The 22,939-nt window shown below is 65.7% G+C and carries 26 protein-coding genes; 17 read left to right on the top strand and 9 right to left on the bottom strand.

Annotated features, from left to right (window positions below; genetic code table 11):
• Nucleotides 1-10: 10 nt before the first annotated feature.
• Nucleotides 11-295 carry a hypothetical protein gene (locus E8M83_RS04795; protein WP_170976694.1) on the top strand — a complete coding sequence of 95 codons (285 nt, stop codon included), beginning with the start codon at nucleotides 11-13 and terminating at the stop codon, nucleotides 293-295.
• Here E8M83_RS04795 and E8M83_RS04790 read toward each other — a convergent pair.
• Nucleotides 279-851, bottom strand: a complete 573-nt coding sequence (locus E8M83_RS04790) for a hypothetical protein (RefSeq protein ID WP_137172247.1) — start codon at nucleotides 849-851, stop codon at nucleotides 279-281. The two genes, E8M83_RS04795 and E8M83_RS04790, sit on opposite strands and share 17 nt — an antisense overlap.
• Before the next feature lie 85 nt (nucleotides 852-936).
• A complete protein-coding gene (locus E8M83_RS04785) occupies nucleotides 937-1,506 on the bottom strand; it encodes a GbsR/MarR family transcriptional regulator (RefSeq protein WP_137172246.1) in 570 nt (189 codons plus the stop codon).
• Nucleotides 1,507-1,771: 265 nt separating this feature from the next.
• Between E8M83_RS04785 and E8M83_RS04780 the strand changes: the two genes are divergently transcribed.
• From E8M83_RS04780 to E8M83_RS04745, 8 genes are all read left to right on the top strand, one after another.
• Entirely contained in the window at nucleotides 1,772-2,173 is a 402-nt protein-coding gene (locus tag E8M83_RS04780) for a DUF2946 domain-containing protein (RefSeq protein ID WP_137172245.1), read from the top strand.
• Nucleotides 2,174-2,227: 54 nt separating this feature from the next.
• Nucleotides 2,228-3,916: a thiol reductant ABC exporter subunit CydD gene (gene cydD / locus E8M83_RS04775; protein WP_137172244.1), complete on the top strand. Its 1,689-nt coding sequence runs from the start codon at nucleotides 2,228-2,230 to the stop codon at nucleotides 3,914-3,916.
• Nucleotides 3,913-5,595 carry a thiol reductant ABC exporter subunit CydC gene (gene cydC, locus E8M83_RS04770; RefSeq protein ID WP_137172243.1) on the top strand — a complete coding sequence of 561 codons (1,683 nt, stop codon included), beginning with the start codon at nucleotides 3,913-3,915 and terminating at the stop codon, nucleotides 5,593-5,595. The genes cydD and cydC overlap by 4 nt, the downstream gene beginning before the upstream one ends.
• Before the next feature lie 40 nt (nucleotides 5,596-5,635).
• Nucleotides 5,636-7,246, top strand: coding sequence for a cytochrome ubiquinol oxidase subunit I (locus tag E8M83_RS04765; RefSeq protein ID WP_137172242.1), 1,611 nt, complete (start codon nucleotides 5,636-5,638; stop codon nucleotides 7,244-7,246).
• Between the two features lie 4 nt (nucleotides 7,247-7,250).
• Entirely contained in the window at nucleotides 7,251-8,408 is a 1,158-nt protein-coding gene (gene cydB / locus E8M83_RS04760; RefSeq protein ID WP_137172241.1) for a cytochrome d ubiquinol oxidase subunit II, read from the top strand.
• 23 nt (nucleotides 8,409-8,431) lie between these two features.
• Nucleotides 8,432-8,593 (top strand): cytochrome bd-I oxidase subunit CydX, encoded by a 162-nt coding sequence (gene cydX, locus E8M83_RS04755; protein WP_137172240.1) that lies wholly within the window; start codon nucleotides 8,432-8,434, stop codon nucleotides 8,591-8,593.
• 136 nt (nucleotides 8,594-8,729) lie between these two features.
• Nucleotides 8,730-9,050 carry a helix-turn-helix transcriptional regulator gene (locus tag E8M83_RS04750; RefSeq protein WP_137172239.1) on the top strand — a complete coding sequence of 107 codons (321 nt, stop codon included), beginning with the start codon at nucleotides 8,730-8,732 and terminating at the stop codon, nucleotides 9,048-9,050.
• A gap of 47 nt (nucleotides 9,051-9,097) precedes the next feature.
• Nucleotides 9,098-9,424, top strand: a complete 327-nt coding sequence (locus tag E8M83_RS04745) for a DUF4326 domain-containing protein (protein WP_137172238.1) — start codon at nucleotides 9,098-9,100, stop codon at nucleotides 9,422-9,424.
• Nucleotides 9,425-9,457: 33 nt separating this feature from the next.
• Here E8M83_RS04745 and E8M83_RS04740 read toward each other — a convergent pair whose 3' ends face one another.
• Complete coding sequence (locus E8M83_RS04740; RefSeq protein WP_137172237.1) at nucleotides 9,458-10,087, bottom strand: head GIN domain-containing protein; 630 nt, start codon at nucleotides 10,085-10,087, stop codon at nucleotides 9,458-9,460.
• Between the two features lie 121 nt (nucleotides 10,088-10,208).
• The gene (locus tag E8M83_RS04735) at nucleotides 10,209-10,796 is read right to left on the bottom strand and encodes an O-methyltransferase (protein ID WP_137172236.1); all 588 of its coding nucleotides are present in this window, start codon (nucleotides 10,794-10,796) and stop codon (nucleotides 10,209-10,211) included.
• Nucleotides 10,797-10,900: 104 nt separating this feature from the next.
• On the opposite strand from E8M83_RS04735, the gene E8M83_RS04730 reads away from it, so the two are divergent.
• The 3 genes from E8M83_RS04730 (at nucleotide 10,901) to E8M83_RS04720 (ending at nucleotide 14,073) form a co-directional block, all read left to right on the top strand.
• The gene (locus E8M83_RS04730; protein ID WP_137172235.1) at nucleotides 10,901-11,371 is read left to right on the top strand and encodes a GyrI-like domain-containing protein; all 471 of its coding nucleotides are present in this window, start codon (nucleotides 10,901-10,903) and stop codon (nucleotides 11,369-11,371) included.
• 265 nt (nucleotides 11,372-11,636) lie between these two features.
• Complete coding sequence (locus E8M83_RS04725; protein ID WP_137172234.1) at nucleotides 11,637-13,292, top strand: acid phosphatase; 1,656 nt, start codon at nucleotides 11,637-11,639, stop codon at nucleotides 13,290-13,292.
• Between the two features lie 136 nt (nucleotides 13,293-13,428).
• Entirely contained in the window at nucleotides 13,429-14,073 is a 645-nt protein-coding gene (locus E8M83_RS04720) for a DUF4142 domain-containing protein (RefSeq protein WP_137172233.1), read from the top strand.
• Nucleotides 14,074-14,124: 51 nt separating this feature from the next.
• Here the strand turns inward: E8M83_RS04720 and E8M83_RS04715 are convergent, their stop codons facing one another.
• The 4 genes from E8M83_RS04715 to E8M83_RS04700 all read right to left on the bottom strand — a co-directional run bounded on the left by E8M83_RS04715 (nucleotide 14,125) and on the right by E8M83_RS04700 (nucleotide 17,959).
• On the bottom strand, nucleotides 14,125-14,673 hold the full coding sequence (locus E8M83_RS04715; protein ID WP_137172232.1) for an FMN-binding negative transcriptional regulator: 549 nt from the start codon (nucleotides 14,671-14,673) through the stop codon (nucleotides 14,125-14,127).
• Between the two features lie 37 nt (nucleotides 14,674-14,710).
• On the bottom strand, nucleotides 14,711-15,145 hold the full coding sequence (locus tag E8M83_RS04710; protein WP_137172231.1) for a GNAT family N-acetyltransferase: 435 nt from the start codon (nucleotides 15,143-15,145) through the stop codon (nucleotides 14,711-14,713).
• Between the two features lie 88 nt (nucleotides 15,146-15,233).
• Nucleotides 15,234-15,833, bottom strand: a complete 600-nt coding sequence (locus tag E8M83_RS04705; protein WP_137172230.1) for a response regulator transcription factor — start codon at nucleotides 15,831-15,833, stop codon at nucleotides 15,234-15,236.
• Nucleotides 15,830-17,959: an ATP-binding protein gene (locus tag E8M83_RS04700; protein WP_137172229.1), complete on the bottom strand. Its 2,130-nt coding sequence runs from the start codon at nucleotides 17,957-17,959 to the stop codon at nucleotides 15,830-15,832. Before E8M83_RS04700 ends, E8M83_RS04705 begins: the two co-directional genes overlap by 4 nt.
• Before the next feature lie 154 nt (nucleotides 17,960-18,113).
• On the opposite strand from E8M83_RS04700, the gene E8M83_RS04695 reads away from it, so the two are divergent.
• Both E8M83_RS04695 and E8M83_RS04690 read left to right on the top strand, forming a co-directional pair.
• Nucleotides 18,114-19,475 carry an MFS transporter gene (locus E8M83_RS04695; protein WP_137172228.1) on the top strand — a complete coding sequence of 454 codons (1,362 nt, stop codon included), beginning with the start codon at nucleotides 18,114-18,116 and terminating at the stop codon, nucleotides 19,473-19,475.
• A gap of 737 nt (nucleotides 19,476-20,212) precedes the next feature.
• A complete protein-coding gene (locus tag E8M83_RS04690) occupies nucleotides 20,213-20,944 on the top strand; it encodes a hypothetical protein (protein WP_137172227.1) in 732 nt (243 codons plus the stop codon).
• 178 nt (nucleotides 20,945-21,122) lie between these two features.
• Here the strand turns inward: E8M83_RS04690 and E8M83_RS04685 are convergent, their stop codons facing one another.
• Nucleotides 21,123-21,545, bottom strand: a complete 423-nt coding sequence (locus E8M83_RS04685; protein WP_137172226.1) for a DoxX family protein — start codon at nucleotides 21,543-21,545, stop codon at nucleotides 21,123-21,125.
• 69 nt (nucleotides 21,546-21,614) lie between these two features.
• Here E8M83_RS04685 and soxR point away from each other — a divergent pair, with 69 nt between their 5' ends.
• From soxR to E8M83_RS04670, 3 genes are read left to right on the top strand one after another with little or no spacing between them, the layout of a single operon-like run.
• Complete coding sequence (gene soxR / locus E8M83_RS04680) at nucleotides 21,615-22,115, top strand: redox-sensitive transcriptional activator SoxR (protein WP_137172225.1); 501 nt, start codon at nucleotides 21,615-21,617, stop codon at nucleotides 22,113-22,115.
• Nucleotides 22,112-22,375 (top strand): antitoxin Xre/MbcA/ParS toxin-binding domain-containing protein, encoded by a 264-nt coding sequence (locus E8M83_RS04675; RefSeq protein WP_137172224.1) that lies wholly within the window; start codon nucleotides 22,112-22,114, stop codon nucleotides 22,373-22,375. Before soxR ends, E8M83_RS04675 begins: the two co-directional genes overlap by 4 nt.
• Nucleotides 22,372-22,938, top strand: a complete 567-nt coding sequence (locus E8M83_RS04670; protein ID WP_137172223.1) for a DNA-3-methyladenine glycosylase I — start codon at nucleotides 22,372-22,374, stop codon at nucleotides 22,936-22,938. The genes E8M83_RS04675 and E8M83_RS04670 overlap by 4 nt, the downstream gene beginning before the upstream one ends.
• Nucleotide 22,939 lies beyond the last annotated feature (1 nt).

Genomic DNA, 22,939 nt, shown 5'->3' with positions numbered 1-22,939 from the left:
GGAGGCAGGAATGGACATCCAGAAGACTTCATTACTAGTGGACGGCCAAGACAAACGGCAGCAGTCGGCCGGTCCGGTCCTGGTCGTGGTGCGTAGCTTGCTCAGCTCGCTCATTGTGCTTGCGCTGCCGCAGGGCGCGGGCGTGCTGCTCATCGCGCTGGCATCGTCACTGCAAGGCACGCTCCGCGCGCAGCGCATGACGGCCTTACGCGGCGTAGCGGCCAGCATGAAGGCCATGTCGCCGCGTGGCGAGAAAACCCGCAGGTCGTCCTCCGCTGTCAGCGCCGCTGCGTGACGTGCGCCTCGCGCAGCGGCCGCCATCCCAGCCGCGCTTCGATGACGCGCCGATAAAGGGTGTCGATATGGGCCGGCGTGCGCCGGATATAGTCCTCGGCCGCCGCACGCTGCTCGCCAGTACAGCTGTCCAGCCACGCGACGACTTCGTCGGCCGTCGGCACGCGGCCGTTCTGGCCATCGAACTTGGGCGGCACGGCGGTCCAGACGGCGGCATCGATCCGCTTTGCCCGCAGCCAGGCGCTGACGCGCTGGTCTTCCGGTGAGCCTTCCAGCGCCGGAATGCTGCCGATCCACTCGGGCCGTTCAAGCGTGATTTTTTCGCGCTCGCGTACCATGGCGCGGGCCTCATCGAGGTCGCCCGTGGCAAGGTAGGCGTAGTAGGTCGGCGCGAGGCGCGCGGTCTCGCACAGCACCAGCGCCAGCTCGGGGCTGTCGTCGCTCTGGCGCACGAATTCGAGGGGAAGCGGCGGACCGCCGGGATGCCAGCCCGAGGCCAGCTTGAGACCCTGGGGCTTCCACAACAGCGAGCCCCAGGCGATACAGACGATGTTCATGAGTGGATAGCCTGGCAATCAAAACCCCAGTCTATCCGCTCATGCAAAAGCGGCGAGCACGGCTATCCAGGCCGTAAGGACGGCCTTATTCTTCCCTGGCGTCCTTGGCGTCTTTGCCGGCCGCGCCGAACAGGCGGTCCTTGGCCGACAGCAGCTTCTGCACCTTGGAGCCCATCTTCATCAGCTGCGACATCGATTCGGGCGACAGGCGCTGCAGGTCGTCGAACCAGTTATTGGCCAGGTCGACCAGCTCGTGCATCTCGCGCATGCGCTCTTGCGCGAACTGGTCTTCGGGCGTCCTGGCGTTGGCCATCAGCGATTCGCGCAGCACCGACAGGGTCGGGGCGACTTCGCGCCGGCGCCGTTCGGCCGCGACCACGCGGAAGATTTCCCACACGTCGCCGAGCGAGGTGAAGTACTCGCGCCGGTCGCCGGGGATGCGCGACAGGCGCACCAGCCCCCAGGACTGCAATTCCTTGAGCCCGATGCTGACGTTGGAGCGCGAGATGCCGAGCTTTTCGCCGATATCGTCGGCATGCAGCTGTTCTTCGGTCACGAAGAGCAGCGCATAGATCTGCCCCACTGTGCGGTTGATGCCCCAGCGGCTGCCCATCTCACCGAAGTGACTGACAAATGTTTGGACGAGTGGCGTCATGATTGAGAACTTTTCGATGCTTTTGAAAGAGGGATTATCCCACGCCCTTAGCTTAAGCACACGGACCGCCTCCCCATTGCGGTGCAAGCGATTGTTAATACATGAGCAATTTCCGACAAAGTCACTCTCCTATCGAGACAAACTTGAAGTTTCGGTGCATAATTTCAATGTTTTCTGAAAATTCAAAATGTTTTGAAGTTTGCGACCAACACCGCGCACTTCGCAGGGCAAGCAAGGAATCGGCTTCACCGCTGGACTGAACACCATGAACTCGCAACGCAACCGCTCCATCATCCTCTGGCTCGCCGCCCTGGCGATCCTGTGGGGCATGCTTGCACCGACTATTGCGTCGACGTTTGCGTCAAATCCGGCGCACCAGGGCAAGACCTGGATCGACATCTGCATGTCGGCCGGCACCAGGCTGGTAGCGCTCGACCTTGGCGGCCTGGATGACGACGCCGGCAAGGACAAGGCTGTCCATCCCGGCATGCACTGCCCGGCCTGCGTCGCGCAATACGACCTGGCCGTGGTCGCCCACCCACCGGGAACCCTGATGCTGCTGGCCGCCCCGGTCGAGCGCATCCTGCGTCTCCACGGGCCGGCCTTGCCCCCCGCAGCGGCCATCCGCGCCGCCCACCGCAGCCGGGCCCCGCCACTGCCGGCCTGACCCCGGCAACAGCGCGGCCGAGCGCCGCACCCATCTTCCGTCTGGAGAAACACCATGCTTCGCCGTCAAGGCCGTGGCCCGGCCACGCACGCCCGTACTACCCGCAGCGCCACCCTGGTGATGAGCGCGGCGGCACTGCTGTGGATCCCACAGGCAGCCCTGCTGGCCCATGCCGTGCAGCGGCTTGCCCATGGCGCCGGCCTGCAGGACATGCTGGCGCCAGCCGGCGCCTTCCTGGCGCTGGGCCTGCTGCGCGCCGGCAGCGAAGCCTGGGGTGCACGCCGCCTGTTCGCGGCGTCGCGCCGGCATCTCGCCACCTTGCGCGCACAGGCGGCGCAGGCCCTGGCAGCGCGCTCGCCGCTGGACCCCGAGCGCCTGGCCAGCGGCCGCGCCGCCAGCGCGCTGGCCGAGCAGGCCGAGGCCGTGCTGCCCTGGCTGGTGCGCTACCAGCCGGCGCGCATGCGCACGATGCTGGTGCCGCCCGCGATTGCGCTGGCAGTCTTCTATTACTCGTGGACCGCCGCCCTGATCCTGGTGGTGGCCGCGCCGCTGATCCCGGTCTTCATGGCCGTCATCGGCTGGCGCGCCAAGGCTGCCAGCGAAGCGCAGCTGCAGGTGATCGGCGGCATGAGCGGCTTCCTGCTCGACCGCCTGCGCGGCCTGTCGACCCTGCGCGCGCTGGGCGCCGTGGACGCCACCGCGCAGCGCGTGCGCGCCACTGCCGAAAGCGTGCGCGCCAGCACCATGCGCGTGCTGCGCATCGCCTTCCTGTCGTCCACCGCGCTGGAACTGTTCTCGGCGCTGGGCGTGGCGCTGGTCGCCGTCTACGTGGGCTTTCATCTGCTGGGCGAGATCGGGCCGGGCAGCTGGGGCGTGCGTTTGAGCCTGGCCGAAGGCTTGTTCATCCTGCTGCTGGCGCCCGCCTTCTTCGAGCCGCTGCGCGAACTGGCGGCTGTATGGCACGACAAGGCCTCGGGCGAGGCGGCGCTGGAAGAACTGGAACAGCTCCGCCACGCCGGCCTTGCGCTGCCCGGCGCGCTGGCGCCGCAACGGCAGCAGCTGCGCGCCGGTCGCGCACCTGGCGCGCCGTCGGTCGAGGTCGAGGGACTGGTGTTCCGGCATCCCGGCGAAGCGCCGCTGTTCGATGGCGAGGATCTGTATGTCGGCGCCGGCGAACACGTGGCCCTGGTCGGCCCCAGCGGCAGCGGCAAGACCACGCTGCTGTCGGTCATCGCCGGCCTGGCCCCGGCGAATGGCGGCGCGGTGCGCATCGGCGGCGTGCCGCAGGATGAACGCGCGGCCGCCGAACTGCGCGCGCGCATGGCCTGGATCGGCCAGAAGCCGCACGTATTTTCGGGCTCGGTGCGCGGCAACGTATCGCTCGAGCGCGACGGCATCGATAGCGAGGCGGTCGGCGTGGCCATGCATCGCGCCGGGCTGGGACACGTGGGCCATGCGACGCCGGGCGACCGCCTGGGCGAGGGCGGTCTCGGCCTCTCGGGCGGCGAACTGGTGCGCCTGGCGCTGGCGCGCGCCGTGTGCGCGCCGCACGCCGGCCTGTTGCTGGCCGACGAACCCACGGCCCACCTCGACCGCGACACCGCGGCGGGCGTGATCGACGCCCTGGTGACATTGGCGCAGGGCCGCACCCTGATCGTCGCCACCCACGACCTGGCCCTGGCCGCGCGCATGCAACGCGTGGTGCGCATCGGCGATCCCTTGACCAAACGGAGGGCGGCATGAAATCCACCGACGACCTGGAACAGGTGCTCGTCCTGTTCGCCAGGACCGGCGGACGGCGCATGGCGCTCGGCGCCTTCCTTTCCACCCTGGTGGTGCTGGCCGGGATGGCGCTGCTGGGCACCTCGGGCTGGTTCATCACCGCTACCGCGCTGGCAGGCCTGGCCGGCGCCATGTTCAACGTCTTCGTGCCCAGCGCGGCGATCCGCCTGCTGGCCCTGGGCCGCACCTTCGGCCGCTACGCCGAGCGCATGGTGACCCACGACGCCACCCTGGGCGTGCTGGCCGCGCTGCGCGAACGGCTGTTTCGCGGCTGGGCCGGCCCGCAGGCGGCGCGCGCCCTGCTGCGCCGTCCGTCGCGCCTGCTGTTCCGCCTGACCGGCGACATCGACGCGCTCGAATCGATCTACCTGCGCCTGGTCGTGCCGGCCATCGCGGCCCTGGGTGCTGCACTGCTGGCCGGCGTGGTGCTGGCCAATCTCGACTGGCGGCTCGGACTGGCGATCTTCGTCTGGCTGCTGGCCTTCGGCTGGGGTACGGCGGCTGTCGTGGCCCGCCTTGCCCGTCCGCTGGCGCTGCGCCGCGCCCGCGCGCTGGAGCGGCTGCGGGCCCAGGCCATCGACCTGGTCGCCGGCCAGACCGACCTGGCGATGGCCGGCCGCCTGCCGGCCCAGTGCGCACGCCTGGCCCGTACCGACGACACGCTCTCTCGCGCCGACGATGCACTGCACCGGCTCGAGACCGGCGCCGGCTGGACCTATGCGGTCGGCGGCCACCTGACCGTGGCGGCGACCCTGCTGGCGGTGGGCGCGCTGGCCCAGCATCGTGGATTGGGCGCGCCGGCCGCCGCGCTGGCGCTGCTCATCGCCCTGGCCGCGCTGGAGCCGTTCGCCGCGATGCGCCGCGGCGCCATCGAGGCCGGCCGCAGCTGGCTGGCGGCGCGCCGCGTGGGGCCACGCCTGAAGCGCGAAGCCGATGACGGCATCGTGATCGGCACGCCGGGGGACGGCGAGGCGCTGCTGCTGTGCGACGCCGGCGTGGTCCACCCGGGCCGCGAAGGCGCGGCGCTGCACGACGTCAGCCTGCGCATCGCGCGCGGCGAGCGGGTCGCGGTCGTCGGCAGCAGTGGCGCCGGCAAGTCGACCCTGCTCGGGCTCGTTGCCGGCGAGCTGGCGCCCCATGCCGGGCAGGTGAGGGCGCTGCCCGCCACCTGGCTGACCCAGCGCACCGAATTGTTCCAGGACAGCCTGCGCGACAACCTGCGCCTGGCCGATCCGCAGGCGAGCGACGAACAGCTGTGGGACGCGCTGCGCGCCGCCGGCCTCGAGGTCGACGTACGCCAACTGTCGCGCGGGCTCGACACGCCGCTGGGCGAGGGCGGCCTGGGCCTGTCGGGCGGGCAGTCGCGCCGCCTGGCGCTGGCGCGCCTGCTGCTGCTCCGGGCCGATTTCTGGCTGCTGGACGAACCGACCGAGGCGCTCGACGCCGCCACCGCCGCCGACGTGCTGGCGCGCCTGGCGCAGCATGCCAGCGGCCGCACGGTGCTACTGGCTACCCACCTGCGGCGCGAGGCTGCATTGGCCGAGCGTCTGCTCGTGATGCGGGCGGGGCGGCTGGTCGCCGACCACCGGCGCGGGACACGAGGATTCGACGCGGCGCTCGATGCGCTTCGCCACGACTAGAACACAACCATCGATTCACACTTAGAAGAAAGGATTCACCATGGATCTCGACGTCGTCGGGCTCTCCCGACTGCAGTTTGCCTTGACGGTGCTGTATCACTTCCTGTTCGTTCCCCTGACACTGGGGCTGTCGATGGTCATCGCCATCATGGAAACCGTGTACGTGATGACCGGCCGCCCGATCTGGCGCCAGATGACCAAGTTCTGGGGTGTGCTGTTCGGTATTAACTTCGCCATCGGGGTCTCGACCGGCCTGGTGATGGAGTTCCAGTTCGGGATGAACTGGAGCTACTACAGCCATTACGTCGGCGACGTGTTCGGCGCGCCGCTGGCCATCGAAGGCCTGATGGCGTTCTTCCTCGAAGCGACGTTCGTCGGCCTGTTCTTCTTCGGCTGGGACAGGCTGTCGAAGCGCCAGCACCTGATGGTGACCTGGCTGACCGCCCTCGGCACCAATTTCTCGGCGCTGTGGATCCTGATCGCCAACGGCTGGATGCAGAACCCGGTCGGCGCCGCCCTCAATCCGCAGACCATGCGCATGGAAGTGACCGACTTCGGCGCCGTGCTGGCCAATCCGGTGGCCCAGGCCAAGTTCGTGCACACGGTGTCGGCCGGCTATGTGATCGCCGCACTGTTCGTGCTCGGCGTCTCGGCCTGGTACCTGCTCAAGGGGCGCCATGCCGAGCTGGCCAAGCGCTCGATGACGGTGGCCGCCTCGTTCGGCCTGGCCGCCTCGCTGTCGGTGGTGGTCCTGGGCGACGAAAGCGGCTACCTGGCCACCGAGCACCAGCGCATGAAGCTGGCCGCGGTCGAAGCCATGTGGGACACCCAGCCGGCGCCGGCCGCCTTCACCGCGGTGGGCTTTCCCGACCAGGAGGCGCGCGAGACCCATTACGCCGTCCACATCCCCTGGGTCATGGGCCTGATCGGCACCCGCTCGCTCTCGACCGAGATCCCGGGCATCAACGACCTGGTCAAGCTGGCCGAGGTGCGCGTACGCCAGGGCATCCTGGCCTATGACGCGCTGGAGCAGATCCGCGCGCTGGGCGGCAAGGGGCCGGTGCCGGCAGAGTTGCAGGCGAAGTTCGAAGAACACGGCAAGGTGCTGGGCTATGCGCTGCTGCTCAAGCGCTACGTCGACGATCCGCGCCAGGCCACCGAGGCCCAGATCAGGCAAGCCGCCAACGACACCGTGCCGCAAGTGGCCCCGCTGTTCTGGTCGTTCCGCATCATGGTCGGACTCGGCATGTATTTCATCGTGCTCACCGCCGTCTTCTTCTGGCTGTCGGCGCGGCGCCGCCTGGATGCCTATCCGTGGCTCTTGAAGGTGGCCGTGTGGTCGATCCCGCTGCCATGGGTCGCGGCCGAAGCGGGATGGATCGTGGCTGAATTGGGGCGCCAGCCGTGGGCCGTCGAAGGCGTGCTGCCGACCGCGCTGGCGGTGTCGAACGTGGGCGTCCAGACCGTGCTGGCCACCCTGATCGGCTTCGTGGTGCTGTACTCGATCCTGATCGTGGTCGAGATGAAGCTGATGCTGGGAGCGATCCGCAAGGGGCCCGAGAAGGAACTCGAACTCGCCCCCGGCGCCCACAGCCCCCTGGCCGGCGCCACGCCGGCAATGCGCACTGCGCCAATGATCCCTGCGGAGTAACAACATGGTTCTTCATATGCTTCTCGACTACGACACCCTGCGTGTCATCTGGTGGGCGCTGCTGGGCGTCCTGCTGGTGGCGTTTGCCGTGACCGACGGTTTCGACCTCGGCACCGGCACCCTGCTGCCTTTCGTGGCCAAGACCGACCTTGAACGGCGGGTGGTCATCAACACCGTCGGCCCGGTGTGGGAAGGCAACCAGGTCTGGCTGGTGCTGGGCGCCGGCGCCATCTTCGCCGCCTGGCCGCAGCTGTATGCGGTAGCGTTCTCGGGCTTCTACCTCGCCATGGCGGCCGCCCTGCTGGCGCTGATCCTGCGTCCGGTCGCCTTCAAGTACCGCAGCAAGCGTGACAGCACACGGTGGCGCGCGGTATGGGACGCGGCCCTGTTCATCGGCGGCTTCGTGCCGGCGCTGATCTTCGGCGTCGCCATGGGCAATGTGCTGCAGGGCGTGCCGTTCCGCATCGCGCCCGATATGCAGATCTATTACGAAGGCGGCTTCCTGGGCCTGCTCAACCCGTTCGCGCTGCTGTGCGGCCTGGTGTCGGTGGCGATGCTGGTGATGCACGGCGCGGCCTGGCTGGTGCTCAAGACCGACGGCCTGGTGGCCAGCCGCGCGCGCATATGGGGCATCCGCGCTGCGCTCGCCACCGTGGTGCTGTATGCGGTGGCGGGCGTGCTGCTGTGGAATGTGGTCGACGGCTACCGCATCACGAGCGCGCTGGTGACGACCGGTCCGTCGAATCCGCTGTTCAAGACCGTGCAGTCGGGCGTGGCCGGCACCTGGTTCGCCAATTACGCCGCCCATCCCTGGACCCAGCTGGCGCCAGGCGCCGGCATCGCCGGCGCGCTGCTGGCCTGGCTGGCGCTGGCCAGGCGCAAGGAAGGCGTGGCGATGCTGGCCTCGAGCTTGTCGGTGGCCGGCATCGTGCTCAGCGTGGGCGCCTCGATGTTCCCGTTCATCCTGCCGTCGTCGATCCAGCCGCAGGCCAGCCTGACGGCGTGGGATTCGTCGTCGAGCCACCTGACCCTGTTCGTCATGCTGGTCTGCGCCAGCATCTTCCTGCCGCTCATCGTTCTCTATACCAGCTGGGTCTACAAGGTCTTGTGGGGCAAGGTGAACCCGGCCGAGATCCGCGATGGCAAGGGCCACGCCTACTAACCGAACACAGAAAGGACATCATCATGTGGTATTTCGCCTGGTTGTTGGGATTGCCGCTGGCAGCGGCCTTCGGCGTGCTGAACGCGATGTGGTATGAGTTGATGGACGACGCTGCGCGCCAGAAGAATCCGCCCCTGCTGCCGCTGCAGGCGCCGGCCGCGGACGCGCCGCGCAAGCGCGCCTGACGAAGGACGCGCGCCGGCGGCTTTGTTGGCGCCGGCGCGCGTTTGTCATCACCCTGTCAAAGTAATTCGACAGTATTCGAACCGTGGCTTCCAGCGCCTGTGCGCTGGTCCTTGAATCGAAATGAGTACTGTCCGCATGCAAACCAATCTCGCCATCGCCGCGCTTGCCGCGCTCGCCCAGGAATCGCGCTTCGCCGCCTTCCGCCTGCTGGTGCAGGCCGGCCCCCAGGGCCAGTCCGCCAGCAATATCGCCGCCGCGCTGGAAATGCCGGCCTCGTCGCTGTCTTTCCATCTGAAGGAACTCACCCATGCCGGCCTGGTATCGCCGCGCCAGCAGGGCCGCTACGTGATCTATGCCGCGCGCCTGGAGACCTTGCAGCGCCTGATGGAGTTCCTTGCTTTCACTTGCGGCAGCGCTGGCGCGCAGTCGATGCACGACAGGCTGGCCACGGTATGATGGCTTGCGCCGGATGAGCCGGCGCAAATCAGCCATGGAGGTCGCCGATGACGCCGCAGCGCGTGCAATTGAGTCGCAAAAAGGGGTGGCGCATGCCGCCGAACACGATCTCGGTGGCGCGTCCCGGGCGCTGGGGCAATCCGTTCTCGGTGCTGCCCGAGGTGGCGCCGGGGACGGCGGTTGGCCGCTACGTGGCGATGCCGACGGTGGATGCCGCGGTGGCGGCCTACCGCCGCTGGCTGCACGACGATCCCGCCGGCCGCCAGTTGGCGCACGAGGCGCAAAGCATATTGCGCGGGCATCACCTGGCCTGCTGGTGCCGACTCGACGGGCCTTGCCATGCGCAGGTGCTGCTCGACCTCGTCAACGGTTGAACCCCGCGCGGCGCCGCAACGGGGCGGGCTGCGTTATTTGGCCGCGGTCACATTACCGATGCCCGACACCGAACGGCTGACCGACTGCGGCTTGCCGTAATACGTCAGGTTGCCCAGGCCCTGCACGCTGGCATTGAGCCGGTTCTTCGCATGCACCGACACTTCGCCGATGCCGCGGAAGGTCACATCGGCATCTTGCGCCACCAGGTCCTTGGCGAGGACCTCGCCCACGCCCTCGGCGTTCAGGCGCAGGTGGCCGACGCGGCCATTCATCTGCAGGCTGCCGGCGCCGCGGTAGTTCACGTCCAACTGGTCGCCGCGAATATTATTCAGGATCATCAGGCCGGCGCCTTCGCCACGGAAGCTCGCCAGTTCGGGCATGGTGACGATGACCCGCTCGCCATCCTTGATATTGACGTTGCCCCTGCGCTCGTCTTCAAAGTTCAGGCGCAGCTCGCCGCGCACCACTTCGGTCGTGACGCGGTCGATGAATTTCTGGCTGCCTTCTACCCGCACCGAATGGGCCTTGCCGACCTCGACCACCAGGCTGACCGGGCCGCGCGCATCGATGGTCTTGAACGGCGTCACGTTGCGCACCTGGTCGGCGGCCTGGGTCGACAGGGAAGCAAGGGCGAGAAGGGCGGCGATGGCTGCGCGTTTCATGGTGGTCTCCGGTAAGTTGATGAGTCCATTCTAGGGAGCGCGTCCTTGCCCCGCGCGTCCCGTGCGATGGACTGCATAAAACCGTGCCTGAACTGCACGGGCGCCGGGATGGCGGGGCGGATTAATGCTTGGTGGCCAGGAATTCGCCCTTGCCCACCGGGACCAGGCTGGTGCTCCAGCTGGACGCGCAGCGCAACGCCTGCATGAAGGGAGCCAGTTCCTGGGCGTGCGAGGTGGCGTTGTCGACCACCACCAGCCCGCCGGGACGCAGGATGCGCTCGATCTGCGGCAACCAGCCCACGTAGGCGGCGCGCTCGGAATCGAGGAAGACCAGGTCGAAGGATTCGTCGGCGCTGCTTGCCAAAAAGTCGCCAGCCTGGCCCTCGACCTGCACGATGCGGTCCTGCAGGCCGGCGCGCACGAAGTTCTCGCGTGCCATGGCGACCTTGGCCGCCGACAGCTCGACCGTCGTGACGCTGCCGTTGATGCCTTGCGCGGCCTCGGCCAGCCACAAGGTCGAGTAGCCGTTCGAGGTGCCGATCTCGAGGACGCGACGGGCGCCCATGGCGCGCACCAGCACGGCCAGGAATTCGCCGGTGTCGTGGGTGATGTTGAGCAGGCGGCGCGCGCGGTTGTCGGGCGCCGCGTCATGACTGATGCCGAAGGTTTCGAGTTCCTTGAGCAGGGCTTTGAGTGAAGTAGGCAACATTGTTCTCCTTTTGACACGAGAAATCGATCCGCACGATTGCGTGGACGCTAATATTGTCGAAGCGATAAGGCTATAATCTTTTCGTCTATCAGCAAGCCACTATCATGCACATCTCAACCGTTACACTACCTGAAATGAAGCTCGTCGGGCTGCCTGTCGCAGGGCCCGCCTCGGTTCTGGAAACGGAGTTGCCAGAGATCTGGAAATCCTTCCTCGCCCGCGAATCCGAACTGGGCGCAACCGATGGCCTGCACTATGGCGTGCGCATGCCGCAGTATGGCGGCGTCAAGCTGGAGTGCATCGCCGTCGAAGTCGCCGATCTCAACAATCTACCGCCCGGCATGATCGGCATCCGCATCCCGCCGCGCCGCTACGCCCTGATGACCCACCGCGGCCCGATGGTGCATGCGCAGGCAAGCACCGTGACCGGCATCGCCACCATGGAACAACTGGGCATGGAAGAAGACCAGGACGGCATCCGCCTCGAGCGCTACGACCGCCGCTACACGCCAACGGTGGACGAAGATGCGCGGCCCGACAATGCCTACGACATCCTGATCCCGCTCTACGGCTGAGAAATACGGCTGAGAAAAAAAATGCAGGCCCACGAATGGGCCTGCATTGGAGGAATTGGTGCCGGTATGTTTCCCGACCGCCGGCGCCGGTAGGGCGGTTTGCACCGCCGAGTGCCCTTCCCAAGGAGCACTTGCATTGTGCCGTCAAAATATGACGTCTCTTTGACGAACCACACTTTATTTGTTTCTGATTGTTTCCATTTGTAAATCGCGTGGATAATACTTCCTTTGTGGCCGCCATGGCCGACAGCAAGAGGAGCGACACGTGCAAGAGCAAGATCACGGACCCGAGGCGTCCACCCAGCCTGACAATCCCGCGCGCAGGCGTGTTTTCCAGGCCGCCGCCGCGGTCGGCGCCGCCGCCACCCTGCCGGGCGTGACGAACGCAGCACCGGCCAGGCCGGTCGCCAGGGGTTCGCTCGACGCCAAGCTGCGCGCCCACGTCAAGAACGTGGTCGTGATCTACCTGGAAAACCGCAGCTTCAACAACCTCTTCTCCGACTTCCCCGGCCTGGCCGTGCCGCTGGCGAGCGTGCCGGCGGCAAGCGTCCAGCAGCGCGACCGCGACGGCTCGCTCCTGTCGACGCTGCCCAAGACCTGGGGCGGCGTGGTGCCGGGCCGCCAGAACATCGGCGGCAAGGATTACATCACCACCGAAGCCCAGTCGGCCGACCTGCCGAATGCGCCCTACAAGCTGGTCGATGCCGAAGGCAAGCCGCTGCCCGAAGGCATCATCACGCGCGACCTGGTGCACCAGTTCTATCACAACCAGATGCAGATCAACGGCGGCAAGAACGACTGCTTCGCCGCCTGGTCCGATGCCGGCGGCATGGTGATGGGCTATTACGGCGAAACGTCGAAGAACCTGGGCCTGGTCCAGATCGCGCGCGAGTTCACCCTGTGCGACAACTTCTTCATGGCGGCCTTCGGCGGCTCTTACCTGAACCACCAGTTCCTGGTCAGCGGCCGCGTGCCCGAGTACTTCAACGCGGCCGAGACCGCGGCGAAGAACAAGATCGCGGTGCTGGAAGACGGCCCGCAGGGCGTGCGCCTGGCGCTGGCGCCCGATTCGCCGGCATCGGCGCTGGAAGGCAAACCGAAGTTCGTGCGCAACGGCGCGATGACGCCGGACGGCTACGCCGTCAACACGATGGCGCCGCCGTACCAGCCGAGCTGGGTGCGTCCGGCCTTCGACGGCGACCCGCTGCATGCCGATCCGGCCGACGCCTCCACCTTGCCACCGCAAACCTACGACACGATCGGAGATCTGCTGTCGAAGAAGGGCGTGAGCTGGGCCTGGTATGGCGGCGGCATGCAGGCGGCGCTCGACGGCCGCGGCGCCGGCGAGCGGCCGAATTTCCAGTACCACCACCAGCCGTTCAATTACTTCAAGCAATTCGCGCCGGGAACCAAAGAGCGCGCGGAACACCTGCGCGACGGCGGCCTGGGCGACAGCCCGATCTCCAACAAATTCATCGCCGACGCGGTTGCGGGCAAGCTGCCTGCGGTGGCCTTCTACAAGCCGCAGGGCAACCTGAACCTGCACGCCGGCTATTCGGACATCGAGTCGGGCGACGCCCACGTGGCCAATATCATCGAGCACCTGAAAAAATCGCCGCAGTGGAAGGACATGGTGGTGGTGATCACGTTTGACGAGAACGGCGGCTGGTGGGACCACGTGGCGCCGCCGCAAGGCGACCGCTGGGGCCCGGGCTCGCGCATCCCGGCGATCGTGGTGTCGCCGCACGCCAAGCGCGGCGCGGTCGACCACAATTTCTACGACACGACCTCGATCCTGCGCTTCATCACGCGCCTGCACGGCCTGCCGCTGCTCGAGGGCCTGGCCAGCCGCAACGCCGCTTTCGCGGCGCGCGGCGCACGCGGGCCGGGCGACCTGACGGCGGCGCTCAGCTTCCGTTGATCGCCGGTATCTTGCCGCGCAAGCCAGCCCGATCGGGCTGGTTTTTTTGCTTGAAATTGCTTGTCGGCTAACGCGCGCTAGTCTTGAACAAGCAAGACTACACTCGGCTCATCCAACTATTTCAACGGAGAGCCAAATGCAAACACAACCCATCCTCAAGCGCCTGATGGCGGTATCGATCGCCGCCGCGATGTTCGGCGCCGTCGGCGCGCAGGCGCAGACCGGCGCATCCAGCCAGGCCGGCCAGCAGTCGGGCAGCAGCGCCACGGCCGCCACCGCCAGCGGCGCCGCCAAGCTGACCAGCGCCGACCGCAAGGCCATTACCGACATGGCGATGTCGAACATGGCCGAGGTCGAAATGGGCAAGCTGGCGCAAAGCAAGAGCCAGAACGCCGACGTGAAGGCCTTCGCCAGCAAGATGGTCGACGACCACGGCAAGGCGCTGACCGAGGTGCAGACCCTGGCCCAGTCGAAGGGCGTGACCCTGCCGACCGAACTCGACGCCAAGCATAAAGCCATGTCGACCCAGCTCGAGAAAGCGAGCGGCGACGCCTTCGACAAGGCCTATGTCAAGCAGGGCGGCGTCGGTGCGCACAAGGAAACCCTGACCAAGCTGCAGGCGGCCTCGAAAGGCGCCAAGGATCCGGACGTCAAGGGCCAGGTCGACAAGATGATCCCTGTTGTCCAGGAACACCTGAAGCACGCAGAGCAACTGGCGAAGGGCAAGTCGGGCAGCAGCGGCAGCTCGGGCGCCGCGGGCCATACCGGTTCCAGCCACTAAACCGCTTGTCCATGCCCCTGGCAATCCTTGCCAGGGCTGAAGCGCGCTTGCTCAAGCGCGCTGGGCCGCCGCCACGCGCGGCGGCGGCTCGGTCTTCCACTTCCCCTCGATGCGCTCGATCGCGATCTCGATGCCGACGATCGCCGCCAGTAGCTTGCTGGTGTATTCAAGCGGCGCGTCGTCGACCGACCAGGGGTCTGGCTGCGCCGCTTCCTGATGATCGGTCTGGCGCTCGACCAGTGCGCGCAACCAGGCCGGATCGTCGATCGTGCGCAGCCGGCCGTGCACATGCACGACGTTGTAGGTCCAGGTCGGAACCACCCTGCCGCCGTTCTCGGCCTTCTCGACCCGGTCCGGCGTTGCGTAGCCGGACGGCCCGCGAAACACTGCCAGCACCTGCTGCCCGGCGCGCCGCCACACCGGATTGCCGCGCGCCACATGGGCGCGCAGCACGCCTTCGCCAGGCAGCAGCACGAAGGGCAGGTGGTCGGCATCGGGCGCCCCTTCATTCTGCGTGACCAGCATGGCCAGCGGATGGTCGGCGATCAGGGCGTGCAGCAGGCGCGCGTCGGATTGCGCGAAGCGGGTAGGGCAGTACATCTAGTGAGTCTCCTTCGAATTGCGACGCGGTGTTGTTTCAGGATACTTGCTGCAAGCGTTCCTTGAGCGAATCCACCGGGAGGATCCAGTTCTGCTGGTCAACGTGATTGTTAAAGCCGAACTTGCGGACGAAATTCTGAATGCTGGGGTCTGGGCCTGTCTGTTCGACGCCGATCGAGCGGATGCCGTAGTCCTCCGACATCGCCACCAGTTTTGCAAGCAGCCGGGTTCCATGCCCCTGGCGTTGGTGCCTGAACCCGATTCTGGCAATGACAACGGTATGACCGATTGCCACTTCCGATTGCTCGAAGCGCAAATAAAGGTCGATTGCCGCACGTCTGATGCCAACGGTGGGAAAACGAGCGTCTGCACAGCTTTTCTTGTATCTAAACTGCTGGCGATAGAAAGCATCAATCTCGTCGGCAAAGTGTGGGAATAGTTCCCTGTGCCTGTCGAGAAGCGGTTCGTTCATTCGAGGTCATCCTTACTGGTTCATCACTGATGTTGGCAAACCGATCGCCGACGATCGATCTTGCTGCAGCCGTCGGTCCGATCACACTTTATCGCAGCCACGGGTAAGCCGCCAGCCACCTTCCCAGCTCGTTGTCGTTGGCGCATTGCAGCTTGTGGAAGATATTGGCGCGGTGCGTCTCGACCGAACGCGGGCCGCAGGGCGGCACCAGCACCCGGGCGATCTCCTTGTTCGGCTGACCCAGGCCGACCAGGCGGGCGACTTCGCGCTCGCGAGGCGTCAATTCTTCCCATAGCCGGCCCGCGTGGCCGCGCGCTCGCGCTTCCGTAATCGCGGCCGGCAGCTTGTCCAGCAGTTGCTGGGTGTCCGGCTTGGCCACCCAATCCCAGGCGCCGCTGCGTACGGCCTCGAGGGCCATCGGGATGTCGCCATGCCCGGACAGGAAGACCGTCACGAGCGGGCTGTGCGCCGCCCGCAGGCGCTCGAACACGGCCAGGCCGCTCATGCCGCCCATGCGCAGGTCGAGGATCACGCAACCCGGCTGGCTCGGGTCGACCGCCTCGAGGAAGGCTTCGCCGGAATCGAATGCCTGCACCGCCAGTCCTTGCGAGAACAGCAGGAGCAGCAGGGAGCGGCGCAGGGCTTCGTCGTCGTCGACGACGTACAGGGTCAGTGGTGCATCTTTCATTGGACGATGGGCAGGATGAATGAGAAAGTGGCGCCGCCATCGGCGTCGTTCGCGACCGTCATCGCGCCGCCATGGGCTTCGACGATGGTGCGGCAGATGTTCAGCCCCAGGCCAAGGCCGTCGGGCTTGGTGGTAAAGAAGGGGGCGAAGATCTGTTCGAGCTGCTCCGGCGGGATCCCCGGACCCTGGTCGCCGACGGCAATCCGCACGCCGTGCGCGACCCGGCACGTGGCCAGCACGATGCGGCGGCGATGGCGCGGCTGGTCCAGCATCGCCTGCGCCGCGTTGTGAATGAGGTTGACCAGCACCTGCTCGAGCAACACCCTGTCGCCGCGCACCTTCACGGCAGGGTCGTCCAGCATCAGGCGCAGCAGCACTCCCTGGCCGTTCAGCTCGGGCTTGAGCAGCGCTTCGACGTGGTCGATCACGGGACCGAGGGCGAGGGTCGCATAGTCGGCGCGCTGCGGGTTGATCATCGCGCGCACCCGCTTGACGATCTCGCTGGCGCGCCGCGATTGCTCGACGATGTCATCCAGTGCGCCGGTCAGCATGGCCGCTTCGCCGCGGGCGGCGAGGGCGCGCGAGGCGAGCGCAAAATTGGATAGCGCCATCAGGGGTTGATTCAGTTCGTGCGCCAGGGTCGAGGCCATCTCGCCGGCGCTGGCCAGGCGCGCGCTGCGCTGCAGGCGCAATTCCTGGTCGCGCTGCCGGGCCTCGGCCTGCTTTTGGGCGGTGATGTCCACGATCGAACTCATCCAACCGCGGTGCACGCCATCGGCGTCGATGAGGGGCGCGGTGTACACCATGGTGAGCACGTCATGCCCGTCCTTGTGGCGGATGCGTGATTCGAAGCCGTGCGGGGCGGCGCGTCCGTTCAGGGCGTCGTCGCTGTCCTTCGCCTGTTTTTCCAGGTCGTCCGGGTGCCAGTAGGGGTAGGGTGGACGGCAGCCGAGCAATTCGTCCGGGCTGTAGCCGATCATCGCGCAGAAGGCCGGATTCACATAGATGATCTTGCCTTCCGGGTCGCGCGCGCGCATGCCCACCAGCAGGGAATCTTCCATCGCCTTGCGGAAGGCGTGCGCCTGCTGGAGGTCGCGGGTGCGCTCCTCGACCCGGTGTTCGAGTTCGAGCCGGGCCGACTGCTGTTCGGCGTAGCGCCGCTCTCGCAGCCGCCAGTACAGCACGCCGAGCAGCAGCAGGGCGACTGCCAGCGTGCCCAGGGCCAGCGCGAGGCGCCTCGCTTCGCGTACCTCGCGCATGTCCTCCGCGACCGTCAGGGTCCAGCCCAGGCCGGGAAGCGGCGTATCCAGCGCGAGGTAGTCGCGCGTTCGCCCATCGATGCTGGTCCTGAGGACGAAGCCGGGCACGTCGTCGCGTACCCGGATCGTCCAGGGCAGGACGTCGAAGCGGCGGCGGGCCCCGTACTGGCCGTGGTCGGCGATCCAGGCGGCGTCGTTCGTGGAGACCGGTGCGATGCTCTGGAACAGCCACTCGGGCACGCCGCTCAGGAACACCACGCCGCGGCTGTCTCGCAGCAGCACCGGATTGGCGCCATGGCGCCAGGTCTGCTCCAATGGGTCGAGGCTGATCTTGACGACCATGACGCCGATGATGGCGTTCCCCGACCGTACCGGTTCGGCGATGAACAGGCCGGACTGGCCGGTAGTCAGGCCCAGGCCGAAGAACAGGCCGCGGCGGCCCTCCACCGCATCCTCGAAGTAGGGGCGCTGGCGGTAAAATTCGCCGACAAAGCTCGACGGCAGGTTCCAGTTGCTGGAGGCGATGGTCAGGCCTTCGCGATCGATCAGGAACAGCGCGGCGGCGCCGGTCGTCGTCTGCAGGTCGGCGAAATAGGCGTTGACGCGCGATTGCAGGTCGGCGTCACGCGGCGCCTGCAGCAGGTGCTGGACGTCGGGATGGCGGGCCGCCGCATGCGGCAAGAAGTCGTGCTTCTCCACCAGGCCGCGCAGGCCCAGCACATGCGCCGCCGTCGCCTGGTGCAGCGCATCCATCTTGGCCTGCAGCTCGCGCTGCTCCGCGAAGTGGCCGGCCGCGAAGATCAGGGCCAGCGCCACCGCCACGACCGGCAACGTGCGCCAGGGATGTCGTTTGAACAAGGATGGCATCGAATAGTCCTTGGCCAAAAAACGCCAACAATAGCAGCTGCACGGGCGTCGCGCGGCCTTCTCCGTATTTTTACGGAGGAGGCCGCGCCAACATTGCGGATGTGTCGCCTTCAAGCGGTGCCGACAATGGGGACTCTGATAGAGGAGACACCCCATGACGACAACCATCGGCAATCCGGCCGCCGGCGCACGGCCGCAAGCGGCCGACCCCGCTTTGCAGGCCGCCGAACCCATTTCCGGCGCGCGCCTGCGCGCCATCTTCGTCGGCTCGGCCGGCAACCTGGTCGAGTGGTTCGACTTCTACTGCTACGCGGCGTTCGCCCTGTACTTCGCGAGCTCGTTCTTCCCGGCCCAGGACCCGACGGCGCAGATGATGTCGACCGCCGGCATCTTCGCGCTGGGCTTCTTCGTGCGCCCGATTGGCGGCATCCTGTTCGGCCACCTGGGCGACCGCCATGGCCGCAAGGTCGCGCTCATGGCCTCGGTGCTGCTGATGTGCGCCGGCTCGCTGCTGATCGCCTGCGCCCCGACCTATGCCACCGCCGGCATCCTGTCGCCCTGCATCCTGCTGCTGGCGCGCCTGCTGCAAGGCCTGAGCCTCGGCGGCGAATACGGCGCCAGCGCCACCTACCTGTCGGAGATGGCGGACTCGAAACGGCGCGGCTTCTACGCCAGCTTCCAGTACGTGACGCTGATCGGCGGCCAGTTGCTGGCCCTGGTCCTGCTGCTGGTGCTGCAGCACTTCCTGCTCACCGACGAGCAGCTGCGCGCCTGGGGCTGGCGCATTCCCTTCGTGTGCGGCGCCTTGCTGGCCCTGATCGCGCTGATGATGCGCCACGATATGCCCGAGACCGATTCGTTCGAGAAGGCGCGCAAGAAGGCCAAGCCGATGGGTGGCCTGAAGCAGCTGGCCCAGCACCCGAAGGAAGTGCTGCTGGTGGTCGGCCTGACCATGGGCGGCACGCTGGCGTTCTACGTCTACACCGTCTACATGCAGAAGTTCCTGCGCCTGTCGGTCGGCCTGACCGACTCGCAGACCACGGCCGTCTCGGCCGCCTCGCTGCTGTTCGCCATGTGCTTGCAGCCGCTGTACGGCGCGCTGTCGGACCGCATCGGCCGCCGCCCGCTGCTGGTGGGCTTCGCGCTGCTCGGCACGATCTTCACCGTGCCGCTGTTGACGGCCATCCGCCACGCCAGCGGTCCATGGGAAGCGTTTGGATTGATCGCCTGCGCCTGGCTCATCGTCTCGGGCTACACCTCGATCAATGCGCTGGTAAAGGCCGAGATGTTCCCGGCGTCGATCCGCGCCACCGGCGTCGGCGTGCCGTATGCGTTCGCCGTGTCCATCTTTGGTGGGACGGCCGAATACGTCGGGCTGTGGTTCAAGTCGGTCGATATGGAATCGGGCTTCTACTGGTATGTTACGGGCGTCATCGCCTGCACGCTGGTCGTGTGCTGGTTCATGCGCGATACCGCGGCGCATTCCAAGATCGATGCGGAGATGCACGGGCATTAAGCTGAAATACTTGCCCATCTTGTCCTCAGGGATGCGATCCTGATGTTGAGAGAGGCTGGTCACGCCGCAGAGAGGTTCTGGTTCAATCAACGTCGACGACTGGAAGGTCAGGCCATCCCGACCTGACTTACACTTATCGGCCTCCACCAAAGCCGGAGCGATGCCGTCCCTAGTTACTAACGTGGCTACGACCCGACCAAGCATGTGTATGGCGTGGTGATCGGGCCGCATTCGGCGGCCTTGGTTATTTCTATTGCGGCACTAGCTTACAGCTGCAATGCTTGCGGACGCGCGTCGCGCCGCACGAGCTCGCGGCAGTCTCCGCACCGCAAATGGGTGTTTGGCGATGGCGCATTCTTGTCTCGCTCTCTCGATGGGAGAATGGCTACGCCAAAACTGCGATAGGGCCGAAGACCAGTCTCAGTAGGAACCAACCACCGGCGAAACGCCCTTTGCTATTGGCGACAACCCAGCAGACAACTGCGCAGCCGAGCCAGATAGCAGAATAACTTCCTTTGCACCTTCGAATTGACAAGACGGGATGCTACACCAGCCCAGCCCAGCGCCTGCGCCGCTACACCGGGACAAAGCTGGGGGCGTGTCTAAATGTCGTTTTATGTGGGCAGGACAGATCGAAATACTGATCTTGATCTTGCGACATGCTCCCCAGCCGAACTTGTGCACGCGGATGAGATCGATCCAGATGAACTCTAATAATTTCAATCTGGAGCACGAAAATGGAGCATGAAGGCAAGTTCTTCGAAGAAACAAGTGAAGCGTGCGATAGTGGCGCCTCAGTTTTCTCAGCTTTTTTGATTGATGGTGGCTTGACGTTTCGTTTGCCATTACGCTACGACGGCGGAGATCTTGGTTTAGGCAATCGAGGAGAACCATGGATCTATTTTACTGATGACAACAGCAAGCGCTTCCTAACCCATTCTGTTGAATGGCTATTAAAGAATATCGACAGTTTTGCCGAAGGGTGCTGCCGTGATCAGCCACTTGCCAGTGCTGCGAGTCATTATGGCCTCGACGTCCATGCGCTGTTTGGTCGTGATCAGCTGTGTGATCTACGCATGCCATCAGGCGAAATACTGCTTAGCGACGTATCCTATGAGGCGGCTTCGTGGGCTCGTGAAGAGTACATGAGGCGTCCAGAATGGAAAGGAAGACTCCACGTTCGGTTTCTCGGTCGCTTTGGGATATCCATAAGTGATAATCGCTACGATGGTCCGTTGATACTGCTGCAGCATGGATTAACGTCCTCTGGTGGTAACAGCATAGCCATAAGGTCGCACTGCGGCTGCTTCAGCTTAGAATTAGAAGAAGTGTTGTCTCGGATTGAGCAGTTCAGTCATGCACATCAGACAGAGTTACTGATGGGCGTAAACAATCGCTACAGAAAAGCGCCAACTATTATCCGACGTGCTCGACTACTGAAGACCAGTCCCACCAAAATGCGGGGATAGGGTAAAGTAATGAAGGCCTGCAAACGAGATTTCAAACATTCTGGCGGAGAGATGTGGCTTCGAATCCCTGATAGGGTACGAACCTTTCTCTTTTTTAAGAATGTAGATTTTGTTTGGCACGTGTCGCGTAGGTTAGCATGTAGCAGATAGCGAAATCCCAGCGCGGTTGAATATGAATTCACCCAGCCGTTCGCACCAGCGTCCTTCGGCAGGCACTCGCCACCGCCGCACAAGCCAGCCCGCCGACCAGCGATATGTGTTCGAGCGCGACGTACATGGAAAGCGTCGCGCGAGGTTCCGGTAAGCTCCAGAAATGGTGGACTACAAAAATGGTCGCGACTAGGAAGCCTCCCAGCAGCGCCGTCGCCTGCCACAGGTGACGGTCGAACCAGATCGCCAGCGTCCCGGCCAGCAGGACCAGGGCGACCGCGATATTGAACAGCCAGGCCGGCTCCAGGCCGGCGCGGCTCATCTCGGTCATACCGCCGCCAAAGTCGACGATCTTGGCCGCGCCCGACAGGGCAAACACCATCGTCAGCAACACGCGCGCCGCGAGCCAGGATGCCTTGCCGGTGAGGATGTCGTCGATCCGATTGCTCATACTTTTTCCTTGCTTGTGATGGGAGTGAAAAAAAGTATAAAATCTCAACTTAACTTGAGGTCAAGCGCAATGACGACGATCGATCCCGAAAAGAAGGCCCTTACGGTGGGCGAGGTGGCGCGCCGCAGCGGCGTGGCGGTGTCCACCATCCATTTCTATGAATCGAAAGGCCTGATCAAGGGCTGGCGCACCGACGGCAACCAGCGCCGCTATGCGCGCGAGGTGCTGCGCCATATCGCCATCATCAAGGTGGCGCAGCGCACCGGGATCCCGCTCGAGACGATCCGGGAGAACCTGGCCGGGCTGCCCGAAGGCCGTACCATCAGCGCGAAGGAATGGCGGGTGCTGGGCGCGGGCTGGCGGGCGGAACTCGACGAGCGCATCGCGCGGCTGCAGCGGCTGCGCGACGAACTCGATACCTGCATCGGCTGCGGTTGTCTTTCGCTGACCGATTGCCCGCTGCGCAACCCGGCCGACGTGCTCGGCGAAGACAGCGCCGGCGCGGCCTTCCTCGATCGCCCGGTTGGGGCGCGGTATGATGCGGTCTCGAATGAAAAACCGACGCCATGACCGATCCCGAACGACACTCTCCCGACGCCATCGCCGCGCTGCAGGCACGTTTCGACGGCCACTCGCGCAAGGCCCAGGCTTATTACGCCGTCATGCACGAGGCCCGCAAGATCCTCGGTAACGACGATGCCGCCGATGCCTGGATGAAGGCCCCACAGGCCGCACTGGATGGACGCACGCCGGCTGGGCTGGTGGCCGACGGCCGCACCGATGAGGTCATGGCCTGCCTGCGTGCAGCCAAGCCGGGAGCGGCGCGATGACGGTCAAGCGCTGCTCCTGGGCCAATATGGCCAATCCGCGCTACATCGCCTATCACGACCACGAGTGGGGCGTGCCCTGCCATGACGAGAACACGCTGTTCGAGATGCTCAATCTCGAAGGCGCGCAAGCCGGCCTGTCGTGGGAAACCATCCTGAACAAGCGAGATACCTACCGCGCCGCCTTCGACGATTGGGATGCGCACAAGATCGCGGCCTATGACGACGACAAGAAGGCCGAGCTGTTGCTGAACCCCGGCATCGTGCGCAACCGCCTGAAGGTCGCCGCCGCGATTACCAATGCCAGGGCATATCTCGCGATGCGCGAGCAGGGCCTCACGCTCGAAGCCTACCTGTGGGCTTTCGTCGACGGCACGCCGATCGTGAACGACTGGCCCGACCATGCCCGGCCGGCGCGCACCGAGCTGTCCGACCGTATTTCGAAAGACCTGGCCAAGCGCGGCTTCAAGTTCGTCGGCTCGACCATCGTCTATGCCTATATGCAGGGCATCGGCCTGGTGGACGACCACGACCGCGAATGCCATTGCCGTAGCCGGCGCCGTTGAC

Source organism: Massilia sp. HP4, assembly GCF_005222695.1.
Classification (GTDB): Bacteria; Pseudomonadota; Gammaproteobacteria; order Burkholderiales; family Burkholderiaceae_D; genus Telluria.
Note: the sequence above shows the minus strand (reverse complement) of the source record. Positions and strands in the feature narration are given on the sequence as shown.